Annotated in this window: 23 protein-coding genes and 1 pseudogene; 12 read left to right on the forward strand and 12 right to left on the reverse strand. The window is 67.2% G+C overall.

Annotation, left to right across the window (positions count from 1 at the left end; translation table 11 throughout):
• Positions 1–64: 64 nt before the first annotated feature.
• Positions 65–298, reverse strand: a complete 234-nt coding sequence (locus OHA70_RS08705; protein ID WP_328330421.1) for a hypothetical protein — start codon at positions 296–298, stop codon at positions 65–67.
• 286 nt (positions 299–584) lie between these two features.
• Between OHA70_RS08705 and OHA70_RS08710 the strand changes: the two genes are divergently transcribed.
• Positions 585–1,268, forward strand: coding sequence for a hypothetical protein (locus OHA70_RS08710; RefSeq protein ID WP_328330423.1), 684 nt, complete (start codon positions 585–587; stop codon positions 1,266–1,268).
• Here OHA70_RS08710 and OHA70_RS08715 read toward each other — a convergent pair.
• Complete coding sequence (locus OHA70_RS08715; RefSeq protein ID WP_328330425.1) at positions 1,232–1,462, reverse strand: hypothetical protein; 231 nt, start codon at positions 1,460–1,462, stop codon at positions 1,232–1,234. The two genes, OHA70_RS08710 and OHA70_RS08715, sit on opposite strands and share 37 nt — an antisense overlap.
• 116 nt (positions 1,463–1,578) lie before the next feature.
• Here OHA70_RS08715 and OHA70_RS08720 point away from each other — a divergent pair, with 116 nt between their 5' ends.
• Complete coding sequence (locus OHA70_RS08720; protein WP_328330427.1) at positions 1,579–3,015, forward strand: family 43 glycosylhydrolase; 1,437 nt, start codon at positions 1,579–1,581, stop codon at positions 3,013–3,015.
• Positions 3,016–3,175: 160 nt separating this feature from the next.
• Positions 3,176–4,051, forward strand: a complete 876-nt coding sequence (locus OHA70_RS08725; protein WP_328330429.1) for a hypothetical protein — start codon at positions 3,176–3,178, stop codon at positions 4,049–4,051.
• A gap of 61 nt (positions 4,052–4,112) precedes the next feature.
• On the opposite strand, the gene OHA70_RS08730 is transcribed toward OHA70_RS08725, so the two are convergent.
• From OHA70_RS08730 to OHA70_RS08750, 5 genes are read right to left on the reverse strand one after another with little or no spacing between them, the layout of a single operon-like run.
• Entirely contained in the window at positions 4,113–4,967 is an 855-nt protein-coding gene (locus OHA70_RS08730) for a discoidin domain-containing protein (protein WP_328330431.1), read from the reverse strand.
• On the reverse strand, positions 4,964–6,559 hold the full coding sequence (locus OHA70_RS08735; protein WP_328330433.1) for an alkaline phosphatase D family protein: 1,596 nt from the start codon (positions 6,557–6,559) through the stop codon (positions 4,964–4,966). The genes OHA70_RS08730 and OHA70_RS08735 overlap by 4 nt, the downstream gene beginning before the upstream one ends.
• Positions 6,560–6,563: 4 nt before the next feature.
• On the reverse strand, positions 6,564–7,391 hold the full coding sequence (locus OHA70_RS08740; RefSeq protein ID WP_328330435.1) for a carbohydrate ABC transporter permease: 828 nt from the start codon (positions 7,389–7,391) through the stop codon (positions 6,564–6,566).
• Entirely contained in the window at positions 7,388–8,326 is a 939-nt protein-coding gene (locus OHA70_RS08745) for a carbohydrate ABC transporter permease (protein WP_328330437.1), read from the reverse strand. Before OHA70_RS08745 ends, OHA70_RS08740 begins: the two co-directional genes overlap by 4 nt.
• A complete protein-coding gene (locus OHA70_RS08750) occupies positions 8,323–9,615 on the reverse strand; it encodes an ABC transporter substrate-binding protein (protein WP_328330439.1) in 1,293 nt (430 codons plus the stop codon). The genes OHA70_RS08745 and OHA70_RS08750 overlap by 4 nt, the downstream gene beginning before the upstream one ends.
• Positions 9,616–9,810: 195 nt before the next feature.
• Between OHA70_RS08750 and OHA70_RS08755 the strand changes: the two genes are divergently transcribed.
• The 3 genes from OHA70_RS08755 (at position 9,811) to OHA70_RS08765 (ending at position 11,958) form a co-directional block, all read left to right on the forward strand.
• Positions 9,811–10,422: a transcriptional regulator gene (locus OHA70_RS08755; protein WP_328330441.1), complete on the forward strand. Its 612-nt coding sequence runs from the start codon at positions 9,811–9,813 to the stop codon at positions 10,420–10,422.
• The gene (locus OHA70_RS08760) at positions 10,419–11,153 is read left to right on the forward strand and encodes a hypothetical protein (RefSeq protein ID WP_328330443.1); all 735 of its coding nucleotides are present in this window, start codon (positions 10,419–10,421) and stop codon (positions 11,151–11,153) included. The genes OHA70_RS08755 and OHA70_RS08760 overlap by 4 nt, the downstream gene beginning before the upstream one ends.
• 97 nt (positions 11,154–11,250) lie before the next feature.
• Complete coding sequence (locus tag OHA70_RS08765) at positions 11,251–11,958, forward strand: hypothetical protein (RefSeq protein WP_328330445.1); 708 nt, start codon at positions 11,251–11,253, stop codon at positions 11,956–11,958.
• A 21-nt stretch (positions 11,959–11,979) separates the two neighbouring features.
• Here the strand turns inward: OHA70_RS08765 and OHA70_RS08770 are convergent, their stop codons facing one another.
• A complete protein-coding gene (locus OHA70_RS08770; RefSeq protein ID WP_328330447.1) occupies positions 11,980–12,102 on the reverse strand; it encodes a hypothetical protein in 123 nt (40 codons plus the stop codon).
• Between the two features lie 10 nt (positions 12,103–12,112).
• Positions 12,113–13,852, reverse strand: coding sequence for a serine/threonine-protein kinase (locus OHA70_RS08775; protein ID WP_328330449.1), 1,740 nt, complete (start codon positions 13,850–13,852; stop codon positions 12,113–12,115).
• 76 nt (positions 13,853–13,928) lie between these two features.
• On the opposite strand from OHA70_RS08775, the gene OHA70_RS08780 reads away from it, so the two are divergent.
• From OHA70_RS08780 to ptsP, 6 genes and pseudogenes are all read left to right on the forward strand, one after another.
• Complete coding sequence (locus OHA70_RS08780) at positions 13,929–14,507, forward strand: RNA polymerase sigma factor (protein ID WP_026163541.1); 579 nt, start codon at positions 13,929–13,931, stop codon at positions 14,505–14,507.
• A gap of 22 nt (positions 14,508–14,529) precedes the next feature.
• A complete protein-coding gene (locus OHA70_RS08785) occupies positions 14,530–15,090 on the forward strand; it encodes a DUF4240 domain-containing protein (RefSeq protein WP_328330453.1) in 561 nt (186 codons plus the stop codon).
• 39 nt (positions 15,091–15,129) lie between these two features.
• Entirely contained in the window at positions 15,130–16,134 is a 1,005-nt protein-coding gene (gene dhaK / locus OHA70_RS08790) for a dihydroxyacetone kinase subunit DhaK (protein WP_328330455.1), read from the forward strand.
• A gap of 2 nt (positions 16,135–16,136) precedes the next feature.
• A complete protein-coding gene (gene dhaL / locus OHA70_RS08795; protein ID WP_328335063.1) occupies positions 16,137–16,757 on the forward strand; it encodes a dihydroxyacetone kinase subunit DhaL in 621 nt (206 codons plus the stop codon).
• Positions 16,754–17,164, forward strand: a pseudogene (gene dhaM / locus OHA70_RS08800) (dihydroxyacetone kinase phosphoryl donor subunit DhaM); the annotation flags it as partial. The gene dhaL and the pseudogene dhaM, both read left to right, overlap by 4 nt.
• 15 nt (positions 17,165–17,179) lie before the next feature.
• Positions 17,180–19,177, forward strand: coding sequence for a phosphoenolpyruvate--protein phosphotransferase (gene ptsP / locus OHA70_RS08805; protein WP_328335065.1), 1,998 nt, complete (start codon positions 17,180–17,182; stop codon positions 19,175–19,177).
• Here ptsP and OHA70_RS08810 read toward each other — a convergent pair.
• From OHA70_RS08810 to OHA70_RS08820, 3 genes are read right to left on the reverse strand one after another with little or no spacing between them, the layout of a single operon-like run.
• Entirely contained in the window at positions 19,168–19,803 is a 636-nt protein-coding gene (locus OHA70_RS08810; protein ID WP_328330457.1) for a hypothetical protein, read from the reverse strand. The two genes, ptsP and OHA70_RS08810, sit on opposite strands and share 10 nt — an antisense overlap.
• A complete protein-coding gene (locus OHA70_RS08815) occupies positions 19,800–20,351 on the reverse strand; it encodes a GNAT family N-acetyltransferase (protein WP_328330459.1) in 552 nt (183 codons plus the stop codon). Before OHA70_RS08815 ends, OHA70_RS08810 begins: the two co-directional genes overlap by 4 nt.
• 14 nt (positions 20,352–20,365) lie before the next feature.
• Complete coding sequence (locus OHA70_RS08820; RefSeq protein ID WP_328330461.1) at positions 20,366–20,698, reverse strand: YnfA family protein; 333 nt, start codon at positions 20,696–20,698, stop codon at positions 20,366–20,368.
• Positions 20,699–20,706 lie beyond the last annotated feature (8 nt).

Genomic DNA, 20,706 nt, shown 5'->3' on the forward strand with positions numbered 1-20,706 from the left:
CCCCTCGCGAAGATCCGATGTTAGTTACGTTGATAACATAACATCAGACCGCGATAAGAAGCGTTCAGCCGTTCATCAGGAGCAGCGAGCGATCCGCGGTGGCGAGCTCGACGCGGCCGCAGTCGACGGCGCCGTACGCGCCGATCGGGCCGCTGGCCTTGCGGCCGTGCCGGTTGAGCCAGAAGCCCCAGCCTGCGGGAGCGTCGGGCCACTCAGGGTCGGGCTCCCAACCGAGCGGCGGGCGCCAGGCAGCGGTGGGCGGCTCGGGCCAGCTGGGCGGTGGGTTGAATCTGTGCACGGTGGCCTTCCCCAGTCGATTCGGTGACACGTCCCCAGGAGATCCGATCTTGATCGGCACGTTGTCTGACAACTCAACGACCGGCCCACGCGGAGGTCACGCCTAAATCTTGGTAAAGATTATGGTCTCCACCCTCGTCTTGGCTACTGATGCGGGTAGTGAGCAACCAATTACAGAGCGAGACGATCGGTGACCTCGGCAACCATCGCCGCCGGCCGTCGGCCCTTGACATCGGACGTCTGCGGGCGGACTTTGAATCACAGTCGATCGGCATCATGGGGGGACCATGGATTCTGATCTGTGGAGCAGGTCCTGTACGCCGCGCGAAATCGCGACCGAGGACATCAACGGATTGAGCGCGCGCGGGCTGTACCGCGTCCGGCTCGAGCTGGCCGGCATCGGGTGCGACCCGGTCCGCCTGCGCGAGCTCCAGGTGGCGGTGCAGACCCTGCGCCGACTCGGGATCCTGGTCGAGTACGACCTCGATCTGTTCGAAGGCGGGCCGCCACGATTCGCCAGCGTTCGGGAGAACGTGACGCTGATCCGCGCGATCGTCGCCGACGGCACGACGCCGGCAGCCTTCACGATGAGCCCCGGCACCGGCGTGTGCTCGCCGTGGCTCGACGGCTACCGGGAGCGCGTCACCAGCGCGGTCCAGCCGTGGCTGACCGGATTGTCAGCACGGCTCGCGGAGGCTTGGAGCGAGCTGGTGATCGGCGAGCGCCGGCAGCTCAGGCAGTACGGCGTCGCGGCGTACCGGATCGCGCTGCAGCGGGTGACGCTGCGGAGCAACACGGAGCTGCTGAACCTGGTGGCGGACAGCGCCCGCGAGTACGAGCTGAACGGTGACACCCAGCTCCTCGAGCACGACCTGGTCGCACCCAGGATCGCTTCGCTCACCGAGATATTGGGTGCCCTGAGCAACAAATATGCTCAGGCCGCCATCCTGCCGCTCAAGCGGGCCGGGTAGGCGCCGGCCGCGACCGCCTGGTCGAGGGCGGCGAGCTGGGTGCAGGCGGCGGACAGCGCCTCGGCCTGCGTACGGCAGCCGTCGACGTACCAGTACGGGTCGTCGGGCTGGCGGTCGTCGGCGTCGTCGATGTCGGCGTACCAGCAGTCAACGTCGCCGCGGTGGTAGTGCACCACGCGAACCTTGAGCTTCATGCGAGCTAGGACGTCCCCCATGTTCTCCACGGTTCCACTCCGCGCCGATCCTGGCCAACCATTTTGTTCTGGTGTGAATGGTTCCCAAAGCAACTTCCATCGTTGTAAAACCAACTATGAAGTACATCCGCCCCGCTGTACTCACGGCCGCGCTCGCCGCCGCCGTCCTGCTGACCGGACTACCGGCCACCTCCGCGCCGGTACTGGAGACCACCGTGAAGACGGTCCAATCCCAAACCTTCCGCAACCCCGTCAACGCCGGCGCCGATCCGTCGCTGTTCTACTACGGCGGCCGGTACCACGTGGCGACCACGACCGGCGACCACATCGGCATCTGGTCGTCACCGAGCCTGGCGACGCTGCTGGTCGCGCCGGAGAAGGTGGTCTGGCGCGACACCGATCCGAGCCGCAACACCCAGATGTGGGCGCCGGCGTTCCGGCATGTCGGGAGCCGTTGGTACATCTACTACACCGCTTCCGACGGCGTGGACGCGAACCACAGGATGTACGTGCTCGAGTCGGCCGGCGACGACCCGACTGGGCCGTACAGCTTCAAGGCGAAGCTCGCCGACTTCGGGGAGTACGCGATCGACGGTGAGCCGATCACCCACAACGGCCAGCAGTACTTCGTCTGGACCGGCCCCGGTCGCGGTCAGGGTGGACCGGCCCAGCTCTACATCGTCCGGATGAGCAACCCATGGACGGCAACCGGAGCCCGGGTCGCGATCCCCGCGGACGGTGGCTGTACCGAAGTACGGGAAGGTCCGACGCCGTTGTATCGCAACGGGCGAACGTTCCTCACGTACTCGACCTGTGACACCGGCAAGCCCGACTACCAGTTGTGGATGAAGAGCATCGCGAACGGCGCCGACCCGATGGTCGCGGCGAACTGGGTCCAGCACCCGGGACCGATCTTCTCGCGCAACGACACGACCGGCGTCTGGGGACCGGGGCACCACTCCTTCTTCCAGTCGCCGGACGGTACCGAGGACTGGATCGCGTACCACGGCAAGAACACCAGCACCTACACATACTCCTTCCGGACCGCGCGGGTGCAGAAGATCAGCTGGAACGCGGACGGTACGCCGAACCTCGGCAGCCCACTCGCCGCCGGCGCAACCCAGAACCTGCCGTCCGGCGACCCCGGAGCCGCCACTTCGGTCATCAACGACACCGACGTCGGGACCGGCCAGAACCAGGTCCAGTACGCCGGTACCTGGTCGTCCGGCTCGGGATGCGGGAACCAGTGCTTCTGGGGCAACGACCACTGGAGCAACCAACTCAACGCGTCGGCGACGATCCGCTTCACCGGCACGAAGGTCGCTCTGCTCAGCGTGATGGACACCGGCAACGGCATCGCCGGCATCTCCATCGACGGCGGCGCCGAGCAACGCATCGACTACTACAGCTCCATCCGCGTTGGCGAGCAACTCGCCTACGTCAGCCCGACGCTGCCCGCCGGACCGCACACGCTGAAGGTCCGGGTGACCGGGAGCAAGAACGCCTCGTCGAGCAACACCGTTATCAGTCTGGACCGGGTGGAGGTTTACTAGGGCACCCGGACCGCCAGCACTCACAAAGGTCGTTCGCTGGCAGATGCGGCCGCTCAGGACGACCGCGAAGGTGGCCGTTCGCGGAGGTTTGTGAGTGGCAGCGGTCCGGGCCTGTGGACAAACGCCGACGCTCAGCGTCGGATTTCTGCACCATAAGGTGATGCCTGATGTGGTGGAAGTGCTGGCGCAGCGAGGCGGGAGTGCGGGTTTCGCGGACCTGCGAGCTGTCGTGTCCGCGCGCACTATCCGGAACGCGCTGCAGACCGGCCGGATCCGTCGGGTGGCGAAGGGGGTCTATGCAGTTCCGGAGGCTCCGGCTGCGTTGACCGCGGCTCGGAGCCAGCGCGGGGTCGTTTCTCATCTCAGTGCCGCACAGCACTGGGGGATGAAGATGATCACTTCACCAACGCTGCCTCATGTCACGGTGCCGCGAGGACAGGTCCGGCTGATTACCGGGCAGAAATGTGTACTGCACTGGTCGGCGGCGCCGTCCCTTGACGACGTCACCACCCCGACCCGTACCGTTCTCGACTGCATCAGAAGCCTGCCCCTGGCGGAGGCTCTCGCGATCGCCGATTCCGCTCTGCGCCAGAACATCGTCGACGCCGACGACTTGTTCGCCGCAGCGGCGGCGTTGCGCGGGGCGCATCGGCGGCGCATCCGGGAGGTAGTGGCACTGGCCGACCATCGGGCCGAGTCGGTGCTGGAGTCAGCTTTGCGGGCGATTCTGATCGAGGCCGGCATCGAAGGATTCGAACCGCAGTACGCCGTCCGCGACCGTGACTTCTCAGCGCGCCTCGACCTCGGTCAGCCGAGACTGAGAATCGCTCTCGAGGCTGAGGGGTTCGAGTTTCACGGCACCCGGCAGGCGCTCGTCAAGGACTGCCGCCGGCACGTGAACCTCAGCATCCGCGGCTGGACTCTGCTTCGGTTCAGTTGGGAGGACGTGATGTACGACAAGGACTGGGTGGCCGGGGTGGTTGGTAGGGCGACCGGACTTCCCCCACTCACAAAGCCACTCCGGTTGGCCGGCTGACGACTCCGCTGAGCGTGCCGACGCCCCGAGAACGGCTCTTTGTGAGTGGGGGCGGTCCGGGTTAGTTGCTGTAGGCCTCCAACTCGACGATCCGGGAGTACGTCGGGCCTTCGTTGCTGGCCAGTACGAGTACCCGTACCGCGGTGGCGATGACCGGGGTGAAGGTGGAGCTGACCAGCGGTGCCGTGTTGCCACGGACCTCGGCGACGGTCTGCCAGGCACCGTTGACCTGGACCTGGACGTCCCAGTCCTTCAAGCCGTACCTCGCTGCCGGGTACTGCTTCGAATTCAGGGTGTAGAGGTCCACGCGCCCGACCGTCTGTGGCTGGTCGAAGGTGACTTGCAGCCAGTCGGGGAAGGTGCCTTTGGTGGCGTCGTTCCAGCCGGTGCCCTTGGCCCAGTGCTCCGAGTCACGGTCGCCGTCGACGGCGCCACAGGCCGGGTAGACGGGCAGATGCTCGCTGGACGCGGTCACCGGTACATAGCGAGCGAGGTTGCCGGTGGTGTCGACCGGCGCCTCGCCGACCTCGACCGGCAGGGTGAGCTTCTGGTCACCCGCTCTGATGGTGATCACGTACCGGCCCGGTGCCGTACCGCGAGGTGCGTTGACGTCGATCGGGACCTTGAGCGTGTAGCCGGGAGGCAGGTAGCTCGACACCAGGGAACGCGACAGCGTCAGCGGGGTCGCGGCATCGAGGAACGCGTCGGCGTACACGGCGGTCTTGCCGGTGTTGCCGAAGCGGAGCTCGAAACCCTGCTTGGCACACGGCACCGGGGTCACCGCGACCTGCTCGACATCGGCGGAAAGGCTCAGACCTCTTTGCACAGAACGGTCCGCGACGGCCGGACCGGTGATACCGGCAGCGACGATGCCGGCCAGGACAGCGCCGGCCAGCACGAGCGCGCGGTTTCTCATAGCTCCTCCAGGCCGGGGTTGCCGGCTTCCACCACGAACGAGCGGACGGTCGACACCGGCGCCCCCGGTGCGTCGATGTAGGGCACGACCTTGCAGTCGACCCGGAGTTGCGAGCTGTCGAAGCGCAGCACCGAATAGCCGCGGCGTTCGTCGACGAACTTCAGGTGCGGGTTGCTGTCGAGGAACTTCTGCCCGTTGGCCGACACCGGCACGCCGTTGCCACCGCTGCTGAACGAGGTCGGCACCAGCTCCACGCCGTAGGTCTGCGAGTCGGGGTCGGCGAAGTCGCGCTTCATGTCGAGCGCGTATCCCGCATGCACGTCGCCGGTCAGCACGACCGGGTTGCGGTGGCGGTTGGCAGCGAGTCCGTCGAGCATCACCTTCTGCTCGGCGCCGTACCCGTCCCAGGCGTCCATGTTGTAGAGGTCGGCCGGGGTGGGATCGAGATCCATCCGGCTCATGATCACCTGGTTGGCCAGGACGTTCCAGGTGGCGCGGGAACGGTCCAGGCCTCGCAGGAACCAGTCGGTCTGCTGCTGCCCGGCCAGTACTCGCGCCGGATCGCGGCGGGCATCGGAGTCGGCCTTCCACCCATCACCAGCTGCTTGGTCAGACCTGTACTGGCGAGTGTCCAGCACACTCAGCTCAGCCAGGCGTCCGAAGCTCAGCCGCCGGTAGAGCTGGTAGTTCGGGCCTTGCGGCGCTGGGCCGCGAAGGGGCAGATGCTCCCAGTAGGCGCGGTACGCGTTGGCCCGGCGTACCAGGAAGTCCTCCACTGGCGCGTTGGACTTGGAGACGGTACCGGCGTAGTTGTCCTGTACTTCGTGATCGTCCCAGGTCGTGATCCAGGGGGCATTCTGGTGCGCCGCTTGGAGGTCAGGGTCGGACTTGTAGAGGGCGTACTGGAGCCGGTAGCGATCCAGGGTGTCGGCCTCCGTGCGGAACTGGTTGGGGACCGGTGTGGCGACGTTGCGGAGGCCACCGGCGGCCGCGATGCCGTACTCGTAGATGTAGTCGCCCAGGAACACCACTGCATCCACGTCTTCATCGGCCAGGTGCCGCTGCGCCGTGTAGTAGCCGTCCGGCCAGGACTGGCAGGAGCTCACGCCCAAGGTCAGGTGACCGCCCCGCTGGCCGGGCGCGGGCGCGGTACGAGTTCTGCCTTTCGGGCTGAGGTAGCGATCGGCTCTGAAGCGGTACCAGTAGTGCCGGCCGGGCTGCAGCCCCTGTACGTCGACGTGCACGCTGTGCGCGAACTCCGGACGGGCAGTGGCCCTGCCGGACCGCACGATGCGCTGGAAGAGCTCGTCGGTGGCGACCTGCCACTCGACGCCGATCTCCTTGTAGGGGGCGCCACCGAGTGGCTCATAGGGCTTTGGCGCCAACCGGGTCCAGATGACGACCGCATCCGGCAGCGGGTCGCCGGATGCGATGCCGAGGGTGAACGGGTTGCCGGTGAGTCCACCGGAGCCGCCACTACCGAGCGCTGTGCCCGGCAGGTTGGTTCCGAACGCCACCGCGGTGGCGGCGCCGGTCAGGGTGAGAAATCGGCGCCTGGCCAACCTCACTGCGGGCTTGAGATCTTCGGTCACTTGATCAACCCTTCAGGCCGCTGGCGAAGCCGCGGATGACGTAGCGCTGGAGGATCAGGAAGATGAGCAGGATGGGCAGGGCCGCCAGTACCAGGCCGGCTGCGACGAGGCCGTAGTCGGAGGTGTACTCGTTCACGAAGGCGAACACCCGGACCGGGATGGTCTCCCGGCCGGAGCCGCCCAGATAGAGCAGCGGGGTGAAGAAGTCGTTCCAGATGTGGACGGCGTTGAGGATGAGCACCGTGCCCGTGATCGGCCGCAGCAACGGGAAGATCACGTGCACGAACGCCTGCAGGTGGCTCGCCCCGTCGATCAGCGCCGCATTGGTGTAGTCGGCGGGCAACGACCGGATGAAACCCGTGTAGAGGAAGACCGTGAAGGGCAGCTGGATCCCGGTGTAGAACAGGATCATGCCCTGGTACGTGCCAAGCAGGCCGAGGTTGTTGACGAGCTGGTAGAGCGGGATCATGCCCAGCTGGAACGGCAGGATGATGCCGACCAGGAACAGGATGTAGAGGCTGTAGCTCAGCCTCCCGGCCTTCCTGGCCAGGAAGTACGCCGCGAGCGAGCCGAGCACGATCAGCATCAGCACGCTGGCGACGGTGATCAAGGTGCTGTTGAGCAGAGCGGAGCCGAGCGATGCCGACTGCCAGGCGGTACCGAAGCTGCCCACGGAGGGCGGATCCGGGAGCGACAACGGCTTGTTCGCGATCTGCCCGGGGTCTTTGAAGGCCAGCGTCACGAGCGCGTAGACGGGGAACAGGAAGGCGACGGCGAGCGCCACCATCACGATCTCCAGCAGAGCCGTCCGCGGGCGGTATCTGGTTCTCATGCTGCCGTCTCCCGGGATCGCAGATAGGCGAGCTGGATGAACGAGACGGCGGCGACGAAGAGCGCCAGCACCAGCGCGACCGCCGTGCTGTAGCCGAACTTCCCGAACACGAAGGCCTGCTTGTAGAGCACGGTCGACAACGTGTCGGTGGCGTAGCCCGGACCGCCGTTCGTCATCGCGATGATCTGGGTGAACAAAGTCAGGCCGCCAACGGTCGACAACATGACGTTGATCGTCAGCGCCGGCGCCAGCAACGGCCAGGTGATGTGCCGGAACCTGGCGACGGTACCGGCCCCGTCGACCATCGCCGACTCGTGCAGCTCCTGCGGGATGCCCTCAAGGCCGGCCAGGAAGATCACCATCGAGTAGCCCGCGCACTGCCAGATCACCGTGAACGCGACCGACCAGATCGCGATCGACGGATTGCCCAGCCAGTCCTGCCGCAGCGCGCCGAGCCCGATCGCGTCCAGGGCCGCGTTCAGGCCCGCGTCCGGCGCCGGGTTGTAGACGTACTTCCAGAGGAAGGCCACCATCACCGGACTGACCACCATCGGGGCGAAGAAGATCACCCGCAGGATCATCCGGCTCTTGATCGTGGTGTGGACGCCGAGCGCGAGCAGCAGACCGAGGCTTGTCTGCACCACCACGATCACGACGGTCAGCAGCAGCGTGTTGCGGATCGCGCCGAGCGCCTGGTCGTCGTGCAGCAGCGCCTTGAAGTTCGCCAGTCCCACGAACGAGCGATGCTCACCGACACCTGACCAGTCGGTGAAGGCAGAGCCCGCTCCGGCGATGCTCGGGTAGAGCATCACCAACGCGTAGACCAGCAGGGCCGGGGCCGCGAACAACCAGGGAGGCGCGATCCGGCCTCCCCGGCGGACCCGCTTCACCGGCGCCCGGGGGGCTGCTGCCGGTGGCGAGATGACCGCCGTCACGCGGTCTTCCGGTAGGCCTCGTCCATCTTCTTCAGGGCGCCGTCGACGGTGGTCTTCCCACCCAGCAGTTCCTGTACCACGGCGAAGTGGGTCGGCTGCACCTCGGCGTTGGGCCACCGCTGGTCCATGAACGGAACCGCCTTGTTGCCCGACAGGTAGGGCAGGAACGACTTGAGGACGGGGTCGACCTTCGCCTCGCCGTCGGAGTACAGCGGAACGCAGGCAATGGCCTCGGCCCAGGCGCTGACCATCTCCGGCCGCCCGCAGAACTCGAGGAACTTGCGCGCCTCGTCGGCCTTCTTGCTCTTCGCGTTGACGCCCAGGCCGACGACGATGCCGCCGGGGATCCAGTTGTCGGCCACGACGTCGGTGGCCGGAAGGGGGAACATGCCCAGGTCGTCGGGTGACGGTGCCGCCGCGCGGTAGGCCTGCAGAACGGCGGAGACCTGGACCGCCATCGCCGCCTTGCCGGTGCCGACCATCGAGGTGGCCTGCTCGTACGTCGTACCGTTCGGGTTGTCGTTGAAGAAGCCCCGCTTCTGCAGCTCGAGGTACTTGTTCATCGCGTCGGCCCAGCCGGAGCCGGCGAACGTCGCGGAACCGGCCGCCATCTTGTCGTCGAAGTCGGGTTCCTTGGCGTAGACGGTCCCGGGCACGAGGGCGTAGTTGATCAACTGGGTCACCCACGGGGTCTGTGCGCCGAGTGCGAGCGGGATGATGCCCTTCTTCTTCAAGGCCTCGCAGACCGCCAGCAGCTCACTCCAGGTGGTCGGGATCTCCACCCCGGCCTTGGCGAACGCCGGCTTGTTGTAGATCGCGCCGAGCACGCTCGTCCCTGGCGAGAAGATGTACGTCTTACCGTCCTGCTGGTAGGCGCCCTTGAAACCGGCCGGGATCTTCTGGGTCCAGGCCTGGGCGCTCAGGTCCGCCAAGAGGTTCGCCTTGCTGAGCTGGACCATCGACATCGCGCTGCCGTTGCCCGGGTAGACGGCATGCAGATCCGGGGCGTTGCCCGCTGCGAGCTGGGCCCGGAGCGCGGTCTGCAACTGGTCGGCCGGCGAGAAGGACAGGTTGAACTCGAACGAGCCGTTCGCTTTCTTGTACTCGTCGAGCGCCTTGCGCAGACCGGCCTCCTGGCTGCCCGCGCCGATCACCTTCAACGGGCCGCTGCCGCCGCCACTCGAACCGCCACCGCCGCAGCTCGCCGCGGCGCCCACGGCCGCGGCGCCGCCGATCAACTGCAGGACACGCCGCCGGCTGAGCGGGGTACGGATGATCTCGGATACCACGGTTCCTCCTGAGCCCCGGGGCAGTCGAGCCCGCGGGAAATATCATCCTTGAATGTGAACAAAACGTGAAGAGATGTTAATTTCCCCACTCGGCGTAAGTTACGAAGTCTCGAGTTGGCCTGTCAAGGGTTCGGCGATTGCCGGTTGAAAGGATTCAGTAGGAGTGCGCCGGGCGTTGCCTGAGAAGATGGCGAGATGCCCGAGACCACCCGTGCCCTGCTGACCGCGCAGGCAGCAGCCTGGCAGCGGATCCTGGACCACCCGTTCGTCTCCCGGACCTCCGCCGGTTCGTTGCCCAAGGCCACCTTCGACCGGTGGATCGCCGAGGACTACTTCTTCGTCCAGTCGTTCCACCGGTACCTCGAAGCACTGTCCGCGGCGGCACCCGACGACGAGGCCAGGAAGGTGCTCGCGGGTGGTCTGGCCGCGCTCGTACCAGAGCTCGCGCTGTTCGAGGCGGCTGCTGCCGAGCGTGGTGTCGACCTGACCGCCGAGCCGTCGTTGCTGAACCTGGGCTACTCGGCGTACCTGTTCACCTCGGTGGATGAGGGCTGGCCGGTCGGGATCACCGTGCTCTACGCGGTCGAGAAGGCGTACTACGACGCGTGGGCGTCCGTCCGGGACACGACCGACGCGGACACGCAGTACGCGGGTTTCATCGCGAACTGGTCGTCACCGGAGTTCGCGGCGTACGTCGAACAGCTGGCCGAGCTGGTCGATCGCGAGCCGCTGACCCCGGCGATGACACTGGCCTTCGACCGGGTCCTCCGCTTCGAACTGGCCTTCTGGGACCTGGTGCACGGATGAAGGCTCCGGTCCTGGTGAGCGGCATCGTGCTGCTCGCTCTCCTCGGCGGCGCCGGCGGCTACCTGGGCGGTCAACGGTTCGACGGACGAGTGACGGCCGGCGGGTACGCCGGACCGCTGCCGGCTGATGCCGCGACGTCCCCGCCCCCCGGACCGACCCCATCGGGCACGCCATCGGTCCCGTTGATCCGCAAGACCCCGGAGCCGAACCCGCTCGAGGCCCTGGTCAGCACGAAGATCGACTTCGAGGTGCGCAACTTCACCGTCAGCGGCGAGGTGGCCGGCGAGGTCAAACTGGGGCTCAGAATCCCGGCCGGCTGGCGGTTCACGCCGTCGAAGGACAAGCCGAGCGAGGTCCGGTTCGTCGATCCGAGCGGTGAACGGGCCGTCCGGGTCGAGTCCGCGCTGAACCCCGACAAGTCGGTGAAGCAGGCGATGGAGGACGTGCTGGCCAACGTCCAGTCGAGCCAGCCGTACCAGAACTACGTCCAGACCCTGTTCCAGGGCGCGGGCCAGGTCAAGGACGACGACGGCAAGCTCCGCAACGTGGCGACCCTGGTCTACACCTACATCCCCGGCGCCACCACGCGGTACGTGATCGTCCGTTTCGTCGCGACCGGCGACGGCGACCTGGCCACCATCTCGATGAGCGTCACCGGCCTCCCGAAGGAACAGAAGGCCCTGGAGCGGATCCTCGCCGAGGCGACCGCGTCGGTCCGGATCCGGGACTGATCCACACCGGGATCGGGCGCTGAGAATTCGTTGGCAACCTTTTGCCGGTTTACGGTGTCATAGACGTATCTGGGGCGGACCGTTAGGAGGGGTGGGCGTGGCCGGAAGACGTGTCGGACGCGCGCTGCTCGGTTCTGGCCTGCTCGCAGTCACCCTGCTCGGGGGAGCAGGGGGCTACGGGCTTGGGTTGATGACAACCGACCAGCAGGCATCAGCCGGTACTACGGCAGCTCCGCTGCCCGGGGATTCCGCCGGTATGCCTTCCTCGACACCGTCGTCCACGCCGCCGAAGCACATCGTGCCGGACAACACCGAGCCGCTGCAGGCGGATGACATCCGCTACAAGACGCGAGAATTCACCGTGAGCAGCGTCGTGGAGTCAAGGGTCAGCATGCGGGTTCCCAGCGCCTGGGACATGACGGTGCAGGATCCCCCGAAGTACGTCCGGTTCAATGAGCCGGCCCGGAAGCGATGGATCCGGATCGAGGCCGGCTTCAGCATCACCCGCGCACCCGCCGCGTCGATGGCCGCCAAGATGGCCGAGCTGAAGATCCTCCCGGCAGGTCAGATGCTCACCTTCAAGTCGCAGCACATCGACCCGGAGACCAAGAACGCGACGCTCGTCTACACCTACGTACCGGACCAGTCCGTCCGGTACGTGATGGTTCGCTGGGTGGCCGACCCCGAGGGCCTGTGCATCTTCGAGATCGCCGCCACCGGTCTCCCCCAGGACAAAGCCGCACTGGAAGACATCCTCGACCACGCCACGAACTCGGCGACGCGGTCGGATTCGCCGCTCAACTGACGGCTGGTCGGCTGACGGCGGTCAGCTGACGTCGGCGGGCCAGATGGTGCGGAAGATTGCCGTGCGCAGCCGGTAGAAGCGGCGGCGGCTCGACTGGACCAGGGCAGGGGACGGACGGAGTCGCTCGGCGACGACAACTCTCACGGGGGATCCTTCAGCTGGAAAAGGTGACCGACTCGGCCACCTTGACGGCCTTGTCGCGCTCGGATCCAGGCACCTGAACCTGGATCAGTAACGAGTTGTCACTCCCCGTGCTGACTACTCGCTGGAGCAGCGTAGTACCGTTCCCGCAATTCTCCGAAATCTGCTCCAGGTAGGTCGTCGCGCCCTCGGTCGTGGTGGTCGGAGCGGGGATCGTGGTGCAGCCGTACTTCTTCGGATCCACCAGAATCTTGCTCGGGCTGAAGGGTGTGGCCAGCTGGCCGATGAAGACGCCCGGGGTGTCGTTGTCCGGGGTGTTCCAGTTCGTGTTCTTGCTGACCAGCAGGGCCTGACGTTCCTGCTGGGAGCCCGGCGGATGCCAGGTCGAGGCGGAGACCACGCCCATCCAGTTGCGCGGGGTCTGGACCGAGAAGTGGTCCTGGGTGATCTGCGCGAACCCGCTCGTCGTTTCGAGGTACCTCTGGACGCCGAACCCGGCACCGGCACCCAGCACGAGCGCCAGCACGGCGGCCAGCACCCAACGACCGCGGCGCCGGGGCCGCGAGGCAGACGCTCCGGCGGAGGCTGGGACGGCGTCGGTGGTCCCGGCGGATCCGGCGTCGGTCGTTGCAGCAGCAGCGCCGCCGGCCGTTGCGGCTGTGCGACCCGCGGTTGTGCCTGCTCCGGTGGTTGCGCCTGCTCCGGTGGTTGCCGCGGCGCCTTCGGTAGTTGCCGTTGCGTCCTCGGTGTCGGCGACGGGGTTGCCGGCGGCGTCGGCCAGGACGGTCGTCGCGCCGGGTTTGATGATGGTCGGGGCGTTGGACTCGCTCAGGGCGGTCTTCTCGCCGACCTCGGTCTCGTCCGTGGCTGAGGTCGACCCGGCGGCGGGCGGTGCGACCGGTGCGGTGGTCAGGAGCGCCGCGAAGGCGGCCGGAGTACCGGCTGTTTTTCCGGCGATGAAGCTTTGGGTGGTTTCGTCGAGGCCGCCGACCAGTTCGCGGGTGAACGACTCGATGTCCGGCCAGCGCTTCTCGCGGTCCGGGTCGAGGGCGCGGACGATCGCCGCGTCGACGCGGTCCGGAACGGTGAAGCCCAATGAGCTGGGTGGCGGGGCAGCTTTGACGCGTCCGGCAGCACCCAGGCCGTCGACCTGATGCGGCGACCGGCCGGTCAACGCCGCGTAGGCGACCGCTCCCAGCGAGTACTGGTCTGCGCGCTGGTCGAGCCGCTCCCCCATCGCCTGCTCGGGCGCCACGTACGACGGAGTCCCGCCGGGCATGGTGATTCTCGACACCTCGTCGAGCGACTTGCCGAGCCCCAGGTCGGACAGCACGGCCCGCTCGCCGTCATCGTCGGTACTACGGAACAGCACGTTGGCCGGCTTCACGTCGCGGTGCAGCAACCCACGCCGGTGCAGCGCCTGGAGGCCACGCCCGACCTGGACGATGACCCCGATGGCCGGCTCCAGCGCGAGCGGCTCCTTCTTGAGCCGGTCAGCGAGCGTGCCACGGTCGGCGTACGTGAGTACGAGGAACGGCCTGCCGTCCTCCAGCTCACCCACGTCGTGGACCTGGACGACATGCTCGGACTCGACGCGGCGCAGGAACCGCCCCTCCTCGAGGAAGCGGCGCCGGACCGAGTCGTCATGGGCCCAGTTGTCCGCCAGCACCTTGACCGCCACCTCGGCGTCAAGTTGCTCGTCGTGCGCCAGCCACACCGTGGCGAAACCGCCTGAGCCCAGGCGGCGGCGCACGACGTACCGACCTAGTCTGGAAGGGACCCCCATACAAGGCATTATGGTGCACGCGGAGTCCTACGCTCTGGGGACCATGACAACGAAGGCGCAGATGAGCGAAAGCAGCAGTCCGACCGACGACCTGGCCGTCCTGGCCGAGCGCGCCGCCGGTGGTGACAAGAACGCGATGGACGACCTGCTCAGGCTGGTGCACCCCCGCGTCCTGCGGATCTGCCGCAGCGTGCTGCCGTACTCCGCCGATGCCGAGGACGCGGCCCAGGAGGCACTCCTCAACATCGCCACCAAGATCCACACGTACTCCGGCCGCAGCAGCTTCTCCACCTGGGTGCACTCGGTCGCGGCGAACTCGGCCCGCTCGACGTACCGCAAGCTGAAGCGGACCGCGCAGGCGGCGCACAACCCGGAGCAGATGGACCGGCCGGACCCGCGGACCACCAGCGTGATCGCAGGCACCCGCCTGGACCTGCTGGAGGCCCTGGAGACGCTGGAGCGGGATCGGCCACAGATGGTGACCCCGCTGGTACTCCGTGACGTCTACGGACTCTCCTACGAGGAGATCGCGGCCGAGGTCGGAGCCCCGCTGGGCACGATCAAGTCGCGGATCCACGACGCCCGCGAGGTCGTCCGGCCGCTCCTGCGCCCGAAGGACTGACGAACGGGACCAGGTTCGACCGATGGATGAGACTTTCTGGTCGATCGTCGAGGCGTCTCGCGACGCATCGGACGGTTCGCTGGAGGACCAGGCTGAGCAGTTGGGCGACGCGCTGGTCGACCTCGACGTTGATCAGGTCATCGCGTTCGACGCCGCCTTCACCGAGGCAAGCCGAGGGATCTACAGGTGGGAGCACTGGGGTGCCGCCTCGGTGATGCTCGGCTGGGTCAGCGACGACTCCTTCACCGACTTCCGATCCTGGGTGATCGCGCAGGGCCGTACGACGTACGAGCGTTTCCGGGTCGATCCCGACTCGATCGTCGACGCCGGGCTGGACGACCAGGAGGAGCTGGGCGCCGCCGAGAACTACGCCGCTGTGGCGGCGATGGTGTTCGAGGATCTGTCCGGTGCGGAGATCTGGGACGTCCTGCCGGAGCGTGAAGGGGTCGAGTTCCAGGAGGAGCCGGCCGGAGTCCGGTTCGAGGAGAGTGCCGACGTGATGGCGGAGCGTTATCCGCGATTGACCGCGGTGTACGGTCCGCTCACCCTGGAGCCGAAGGACCCCGTTCGCAACGATCGGTAGGGACTCCCCCAATCGCGTTCCGTGTGCTCAGATGGGCTCATGAAGAAGCTCATCAACGACCCTGCCGATGTTGTGAGTGAAGCGCTGCAAGGAATGGCCGCAGCGCACCCCGATCGCCTCCGGGTGGATCTGGAGAACCGGATCGTCTACCGCAAGGAAGCGCCGAGATCGGGGAAGGTCGGGCTGATCTCCGGCGGTGGGTCGGGACACGAGCCGCTGCACGGTGGGTTCGTCGGGCTCGGGATGCTGGACGCCGCCTGTGCGGGTGAGGTGTTCACCTCGCCGGTGCCCGACCAGATGATGGCCGCGACCAAGGCCGTCGACGCGGGCGCCGGAGTACTGCACATCGTGAAGAACTACACCGGCGACGTGATGAACTTCGAGATGGCCGCCGAACTGGCCGCCGCCGACGCCGGGGTCGAAGTACTGTCCGTCGTCACCGACGACGACGTCGCGGTGCAGGACAGCCTCTACACCGCCGGGCGCCGTGGCGTCGGCGTGACCGTGCTGCTGGAGAAGATCGTCGGCGCCGCGGCCGAGGAAGGCATGCCGCTGCAGCAGGTCGCCGACCTGGCGAAGCGGGTCAACGACAACGGCCGCAGCATGGGCATGGCGCTGACGTCGTGCACCGTACCGGCCGCCGGCAAGCCGACCTTCGAACTGGCCGAGAACGAGATGGAGGTCGGCATCGGCATCCACGGCGAACCCGGCCGGAAACGGTTGCCTTTGGCACCGGCCAAGGACATCGCTGCACTGCTCGTCGACCCGGTGTTGTCGGATCTGCCTTACCAGCAAGGCGATTCGGTGATTGCCTTCGTCAACGGCATGGGCGGTACGCCGCTGCTCGAGCTCTACCTGATGTACAACGAGGTACAGCAGTTGCTGGACCGCGCCGGGATCACCGTCGCGCGCTCGCTGGTCGGCAACTACATCACCTCGCTCGAGATGGCCGGCTGCTCGGTCACCCTGCTGAAAGTGGACGACGAACTGGTACGTCTCTGGGACGCACCGGTGAACACCCCCGGCCTACGCTGGGGAGCGTGAGCATGGGAGTGGAGAACTTCGCGAATTGGTTGCGTGAGGCATCGGGTGTGTTTCATGAGAACGCGGCGTATCTGACCGAGTTGGATTCGGCGATCGGGGATGCGGACCACGGGAGCAACATGGATCGTGGGTTCGCTGCCGTGGTCGCGGTGTTGGACGAGAGCAGCTTCTCTTCAGTTGATGAGCTGATGAAGAAGGCGGGGATGACGCTCGTCAGCAAGGTCGGCGGGGCTAGCGGGCCGTTGTACGGGACGTTCTTCTTGCGTTTCGGGGCGGCGTTGGCTGGTGCTGAGATCACGCCTGCGAGTGTTGGTGACGCTTTGAAGGCCGGTGTTGGCGGGATTCTTGCCCGGGGCAAGGCGGAGTTGGGCGACAAGACCATGTACGACGCTTGGGCGCCGGCGCTGGAGGCGTACGACTCCGCGGTTGCCGGCGGGGCGGATCTTGGCGGGGCGCTCACGGCGGCGGCTGAGGCGGCTGCGAAGGGGCGGGACGCGACTACTCCGTTGGTGGCGCGCAAGGGGCGGGCTAGCTATCTCGGTGAGCGTAGCGCGGGGCATCAGGATCCGGGGGCGACCAGTACGACGTTGTTGCTGGAGTCGGCTGCTCGCACACTTGCATGATCGGGATCGTGGTTGTTTCGCACAGCCGGGCGTTGGCGGATGCGGCGGTCGGGTTGGCTTCGGAGATGGTTGCCGAGGGCGACCGGCCGGTGATCGCGGTGGCGGCTGGGCTGGACGAGACGACGTTCGGGACGGATGCGGCGGCGGTTGCTGAGGCGATCTCGGTTGCGGACAGTGCTGATGGCGTACTAGTTCTGCTTGATCTGGGCAGTGCGGTGATGAGTGCTGAGCTGGCGTTGGAGTTTGTGGATCCTGAGGTTGCTGAGCGGGTGAAATTGTCCAGCGCGCCTTTGGTGGAAGGGCTTGTGGCGGCCGTGGTGACGGCGTCGACCGGGGCGACGCTGGATGCGGTGCTGGCTGAGGCTTCGCGCGGGTTGGCTGGGAAGCAGGATCACCTTGGTGATGCTGTTGCCGTTGAGCCGGTGGTTGCTGAGGGCGACAGTTCCACGGAAGTTGTCGTGAGCAACGAACACGGGTTGCATGCGCGGCCGGCGGCGAAGGTTGTTGGGGTTGCTCAGCGGTTCGATGCGAAGGTGACGCTGACCAATCTGACGACTGGGAAAGGGCCGGTCGACGCGGGCAGCTTGAGCATGGTGGCGACGCTGAATGCCCAGCAGGGGCATCGGTTGCGGATCAGTGCGAGCGGGCCTGAGGCGGATGTGGCGGTGGCGACGCTCAGCGCGTTGGCGGATCGCGGGTTTGATGACTTGCCGTCGGAGGCGGGTACGGCCGACGCGACTCCAGTACGGGCCGGCCGCAGCGGGTCAGGTTTGGATGTGGCGGTCGGGCCGGCGATCGTGGCTGATCAAGACGTTGACTTGAGCGGGTACCAGGCTGGTGATGTCGATGTTGAGCGGCAGCGGGCGAAGGATGGGATGCGGGTCGCTGAGGAGCAGTTGACGGCGCTGCGGGATGAGACGGCGAAGACGGTCGGGGCTGCGGAGGCGTCGATCTTCGATGCGCAGTTGGCTTTGCTCGGCGATGTGATGGTGCAGGATGCGGTCTTCCGGGCGATCACGCAAGGCGAGGACAAGAGCGCGCCGGACGCGTGGAAGGCGGCGTTGGACGCGGTCGCGGCAGACTTCGAGGGGCTTGACGATCCGTACCAGCGTGAGCGCGCCCAGGACGTCCGAAGCGTGCGCGATCGGGTACTACGCGCGCTGGTCGGAACCGCAGCTGGGGGCGACCTTGCGGCGGGCGGCGGTCCTGGCGGAGGGGACCATGCGGCCGCTGGAGTGCTCGTCGTACGGGAGCTTGACGCGGCGACGGCTGCTGGGGTTGATGCTGAGCGGATTGTTGGGATCGCAGTCCGGGCTGCTGGTACGACGGGGCATGGGGTGATCGTGGCTCGGTCGCGGGGGATTCCGGTGATTACTGGGATCGGGGACGTGGTGGTGCCGGCCGGGGCGGTGGTGGGGTTCGATGCTCGGGCGCACGAGTTCGTTGTCGGGCCGGCGGATGGTGGGGAGCGGTTGCGGGCCGTCGTACGGGGGCGGGCGGGTGAGCGGGAAGCGGCGCTGGCGGAGGCTGAGCGGCCTGCGGTGACGTTGGATGGGACGACGATCGCGGTGTTTGCGAACGTCGGGTCGGTGCAGGATGCGGCGGATGCGCGGGGTGCTGACGGGTCTGGGTTGGTGCGGACCGAGGTGCTGTTCGGTGAGCGGCGGGTTGCGCCGACCGTTGAGGAGCAGGTGGAGGTGTTCCGTGCGATTGCGGCTGCCCTTCACGGGAAGTCGATCACGATCCGGACCTGGGATATCGGAGGCGACAAGCCGCTCGCGTTCCTGCCGCAGGAGCGGGAGGCGAATCCGTTCCTGGGTGAGCGTGGGATCCGGGTGTTCCGCCGGCGGCCCGAGCTGCTGCGCGACCAGTTGACGGCGATCTGCCGGGTGGCGGCCGAGACGCCGGTCCAAGTGATGTTCCCGATGGTCACGACGGCCGAGGAGGTCGCGTGGGCGCGCGCGGAACTGGCTGCACTGAAGCCGCCCGAGGGTTTGAAGGTCGGCATCATGATCGAGGTGCCGGCTGCGGCCTTGCGGATCACCACGCTGGCCGCCGGGCTCGACTTCGTCAGCATCGGGAGCAACGACCTCACGCAGTACACGACAGCGACCGATCGCGGGAACAGCGCGGTCGCCGGGCTCGCGGACGGGTTGGATCCGGCGGTGCTGCAGCTGATCGACCGCGTCGTACGCGGAGTGCCGGACGGCGTCGAGGTGGCCGTCTGCGGTGATCTGGCCAGCGATCCGGATGCGGCTGTACTGCTCGCCGGGCTTGGAGTTCACGAGCTGAGCGCTGTCGGTCCGCAGGTACCGGTGATCAAGGCGCGTTTGCGGCAGACCGACCTGGCCGAGGCTGCGACGCATGCCGCCGCATCCCTCGCGATGCCCAGTGCGACCGCTGTGCGAGCTCAGCTGTAGTAGCGGAGCTCCACGACGTTGAAGCCGTTGGTGCGGGACTCCTTCGGCGGGAGGGCGTAGGCGTCGCCGGGCTGGAGGTAGGTGACGTCCGGGCTCTCCAGGTCCAGGTCGACGATCAGGGTCGGGTGTGCGCCGGTGTTCCAGGTGTAGGTCTCGCCGGCGTCGGGAGTGACGTGGATGACCTGTACGTCGGTGTCGTCGACGACCACCTTGGCGGGGATCTCGCCGACTTCGGAGAACCGGCCGACGCCCTCGCCTGGTGCGTACGGCTCGCCGGAGGCTTCCTCGCCGAGGTCGAGGAGTTCGATCAGGCGGTTGAGGTACGGGGAATCGCCGTCGTTGGTGAGCATGTGGACCGGGGACACCGGGCGGTAGACCGAGCCGCCGATGGTCTCGCTGAGTTCGCGGGCCGCGCTGCCGTCGAGCCAGTCCATGTGGCAGGGCGAGGTCGCCAGGCACAGGACGACGTACGGGTTGTGGTGGAGATGCCAGGCCTGGGCCTCACCCGGCGCGAGGGAGACCTCCCAGACACGGACGCGGGTGTTCTCCAGCAGTACCCGGGTACCGATCTCGCCGAGGGTGACCTCGGTACCGTCGGGGGCCTGGACGGTGGTGCCTGCGGTCATCGTTTGTCTCCAAATTGATCAATTGGGCGTTCCATCGCGACCCCGCCCAGCACGACGCCGTCGGGCATCGTCAGCTCGGCGGCCTCGATCTCGGTGAAGCCGAACGACTTGTACAGCGGTACTCCGGGCAGCGTCGACATCAACGCCAACTGGGTGAAGCCGGCGGTGCGTGCAGCGTCAACGCAGGCGGTCAGGATCGCCCGGCCGAGCCCGCGCCGGGTCCAGTCGCCGCGGACGAACATCGCACGGATCCTGGCCGGCTCGGTGGCGGGGTCGAGCAGCCGGTCGTCGGCGCCGGCTGCCGAACCGTTGAAGAGTTTGTTGCGCCGGCTCCAGCCACCGCAGGCGACGATCTCGCCGTTGGCCTCGTGGACGTAGTACGTGCCGTCCTCGATCAGCGCGAGGTCAAGCCCTGCGATGTGTACCTCGGCACTCGCGACCTGTACGTCGTCGTAGTACGCCGGGAAGAGGCTGCGCACGGAGGCCTGCATCAACTCCGTGATGGCAGGCGCGTCCGCGGGCACGGCAAGTCGTTGCAGCGGCTCCACGGGCCCAGGCTATTTCAGCCGCGGGGCGCGTACATGATCAGCCCTACCCCGGCGAGACAGACAGCCGCGCCGGCCACATCCCAACGATCCGGCCGGAACCCGTCGAGCACCATGCCCCAGGCAAGCGACCCGGCCACGAAGACCCCGCCGTACGCCGCCAGAATCCGCCCGAAGTTCGCATCGGGCTGCAACGTCGCCACGAACCCATAGGCGCCCAAGGCAACCATCCCACCGAGCACCCACACCACTCCCCGATGCTCCCGAACCCCTTGCCAGACAAGCCACGCCCCACCGATCTCAGCCACCGCCGCCAACCCGAACAACCCGATCGAACGCAGTACGGTCATGCTCGGAG

It is taken from the genome of Kribbella sp. NBC_00382 (assembly GCF_036067295.1).
Classification (GTDB): Bacteria; Actinomycetota; Actinomycetes; order Propionibacteriales; family Kribbellaceae; genus Kribbella.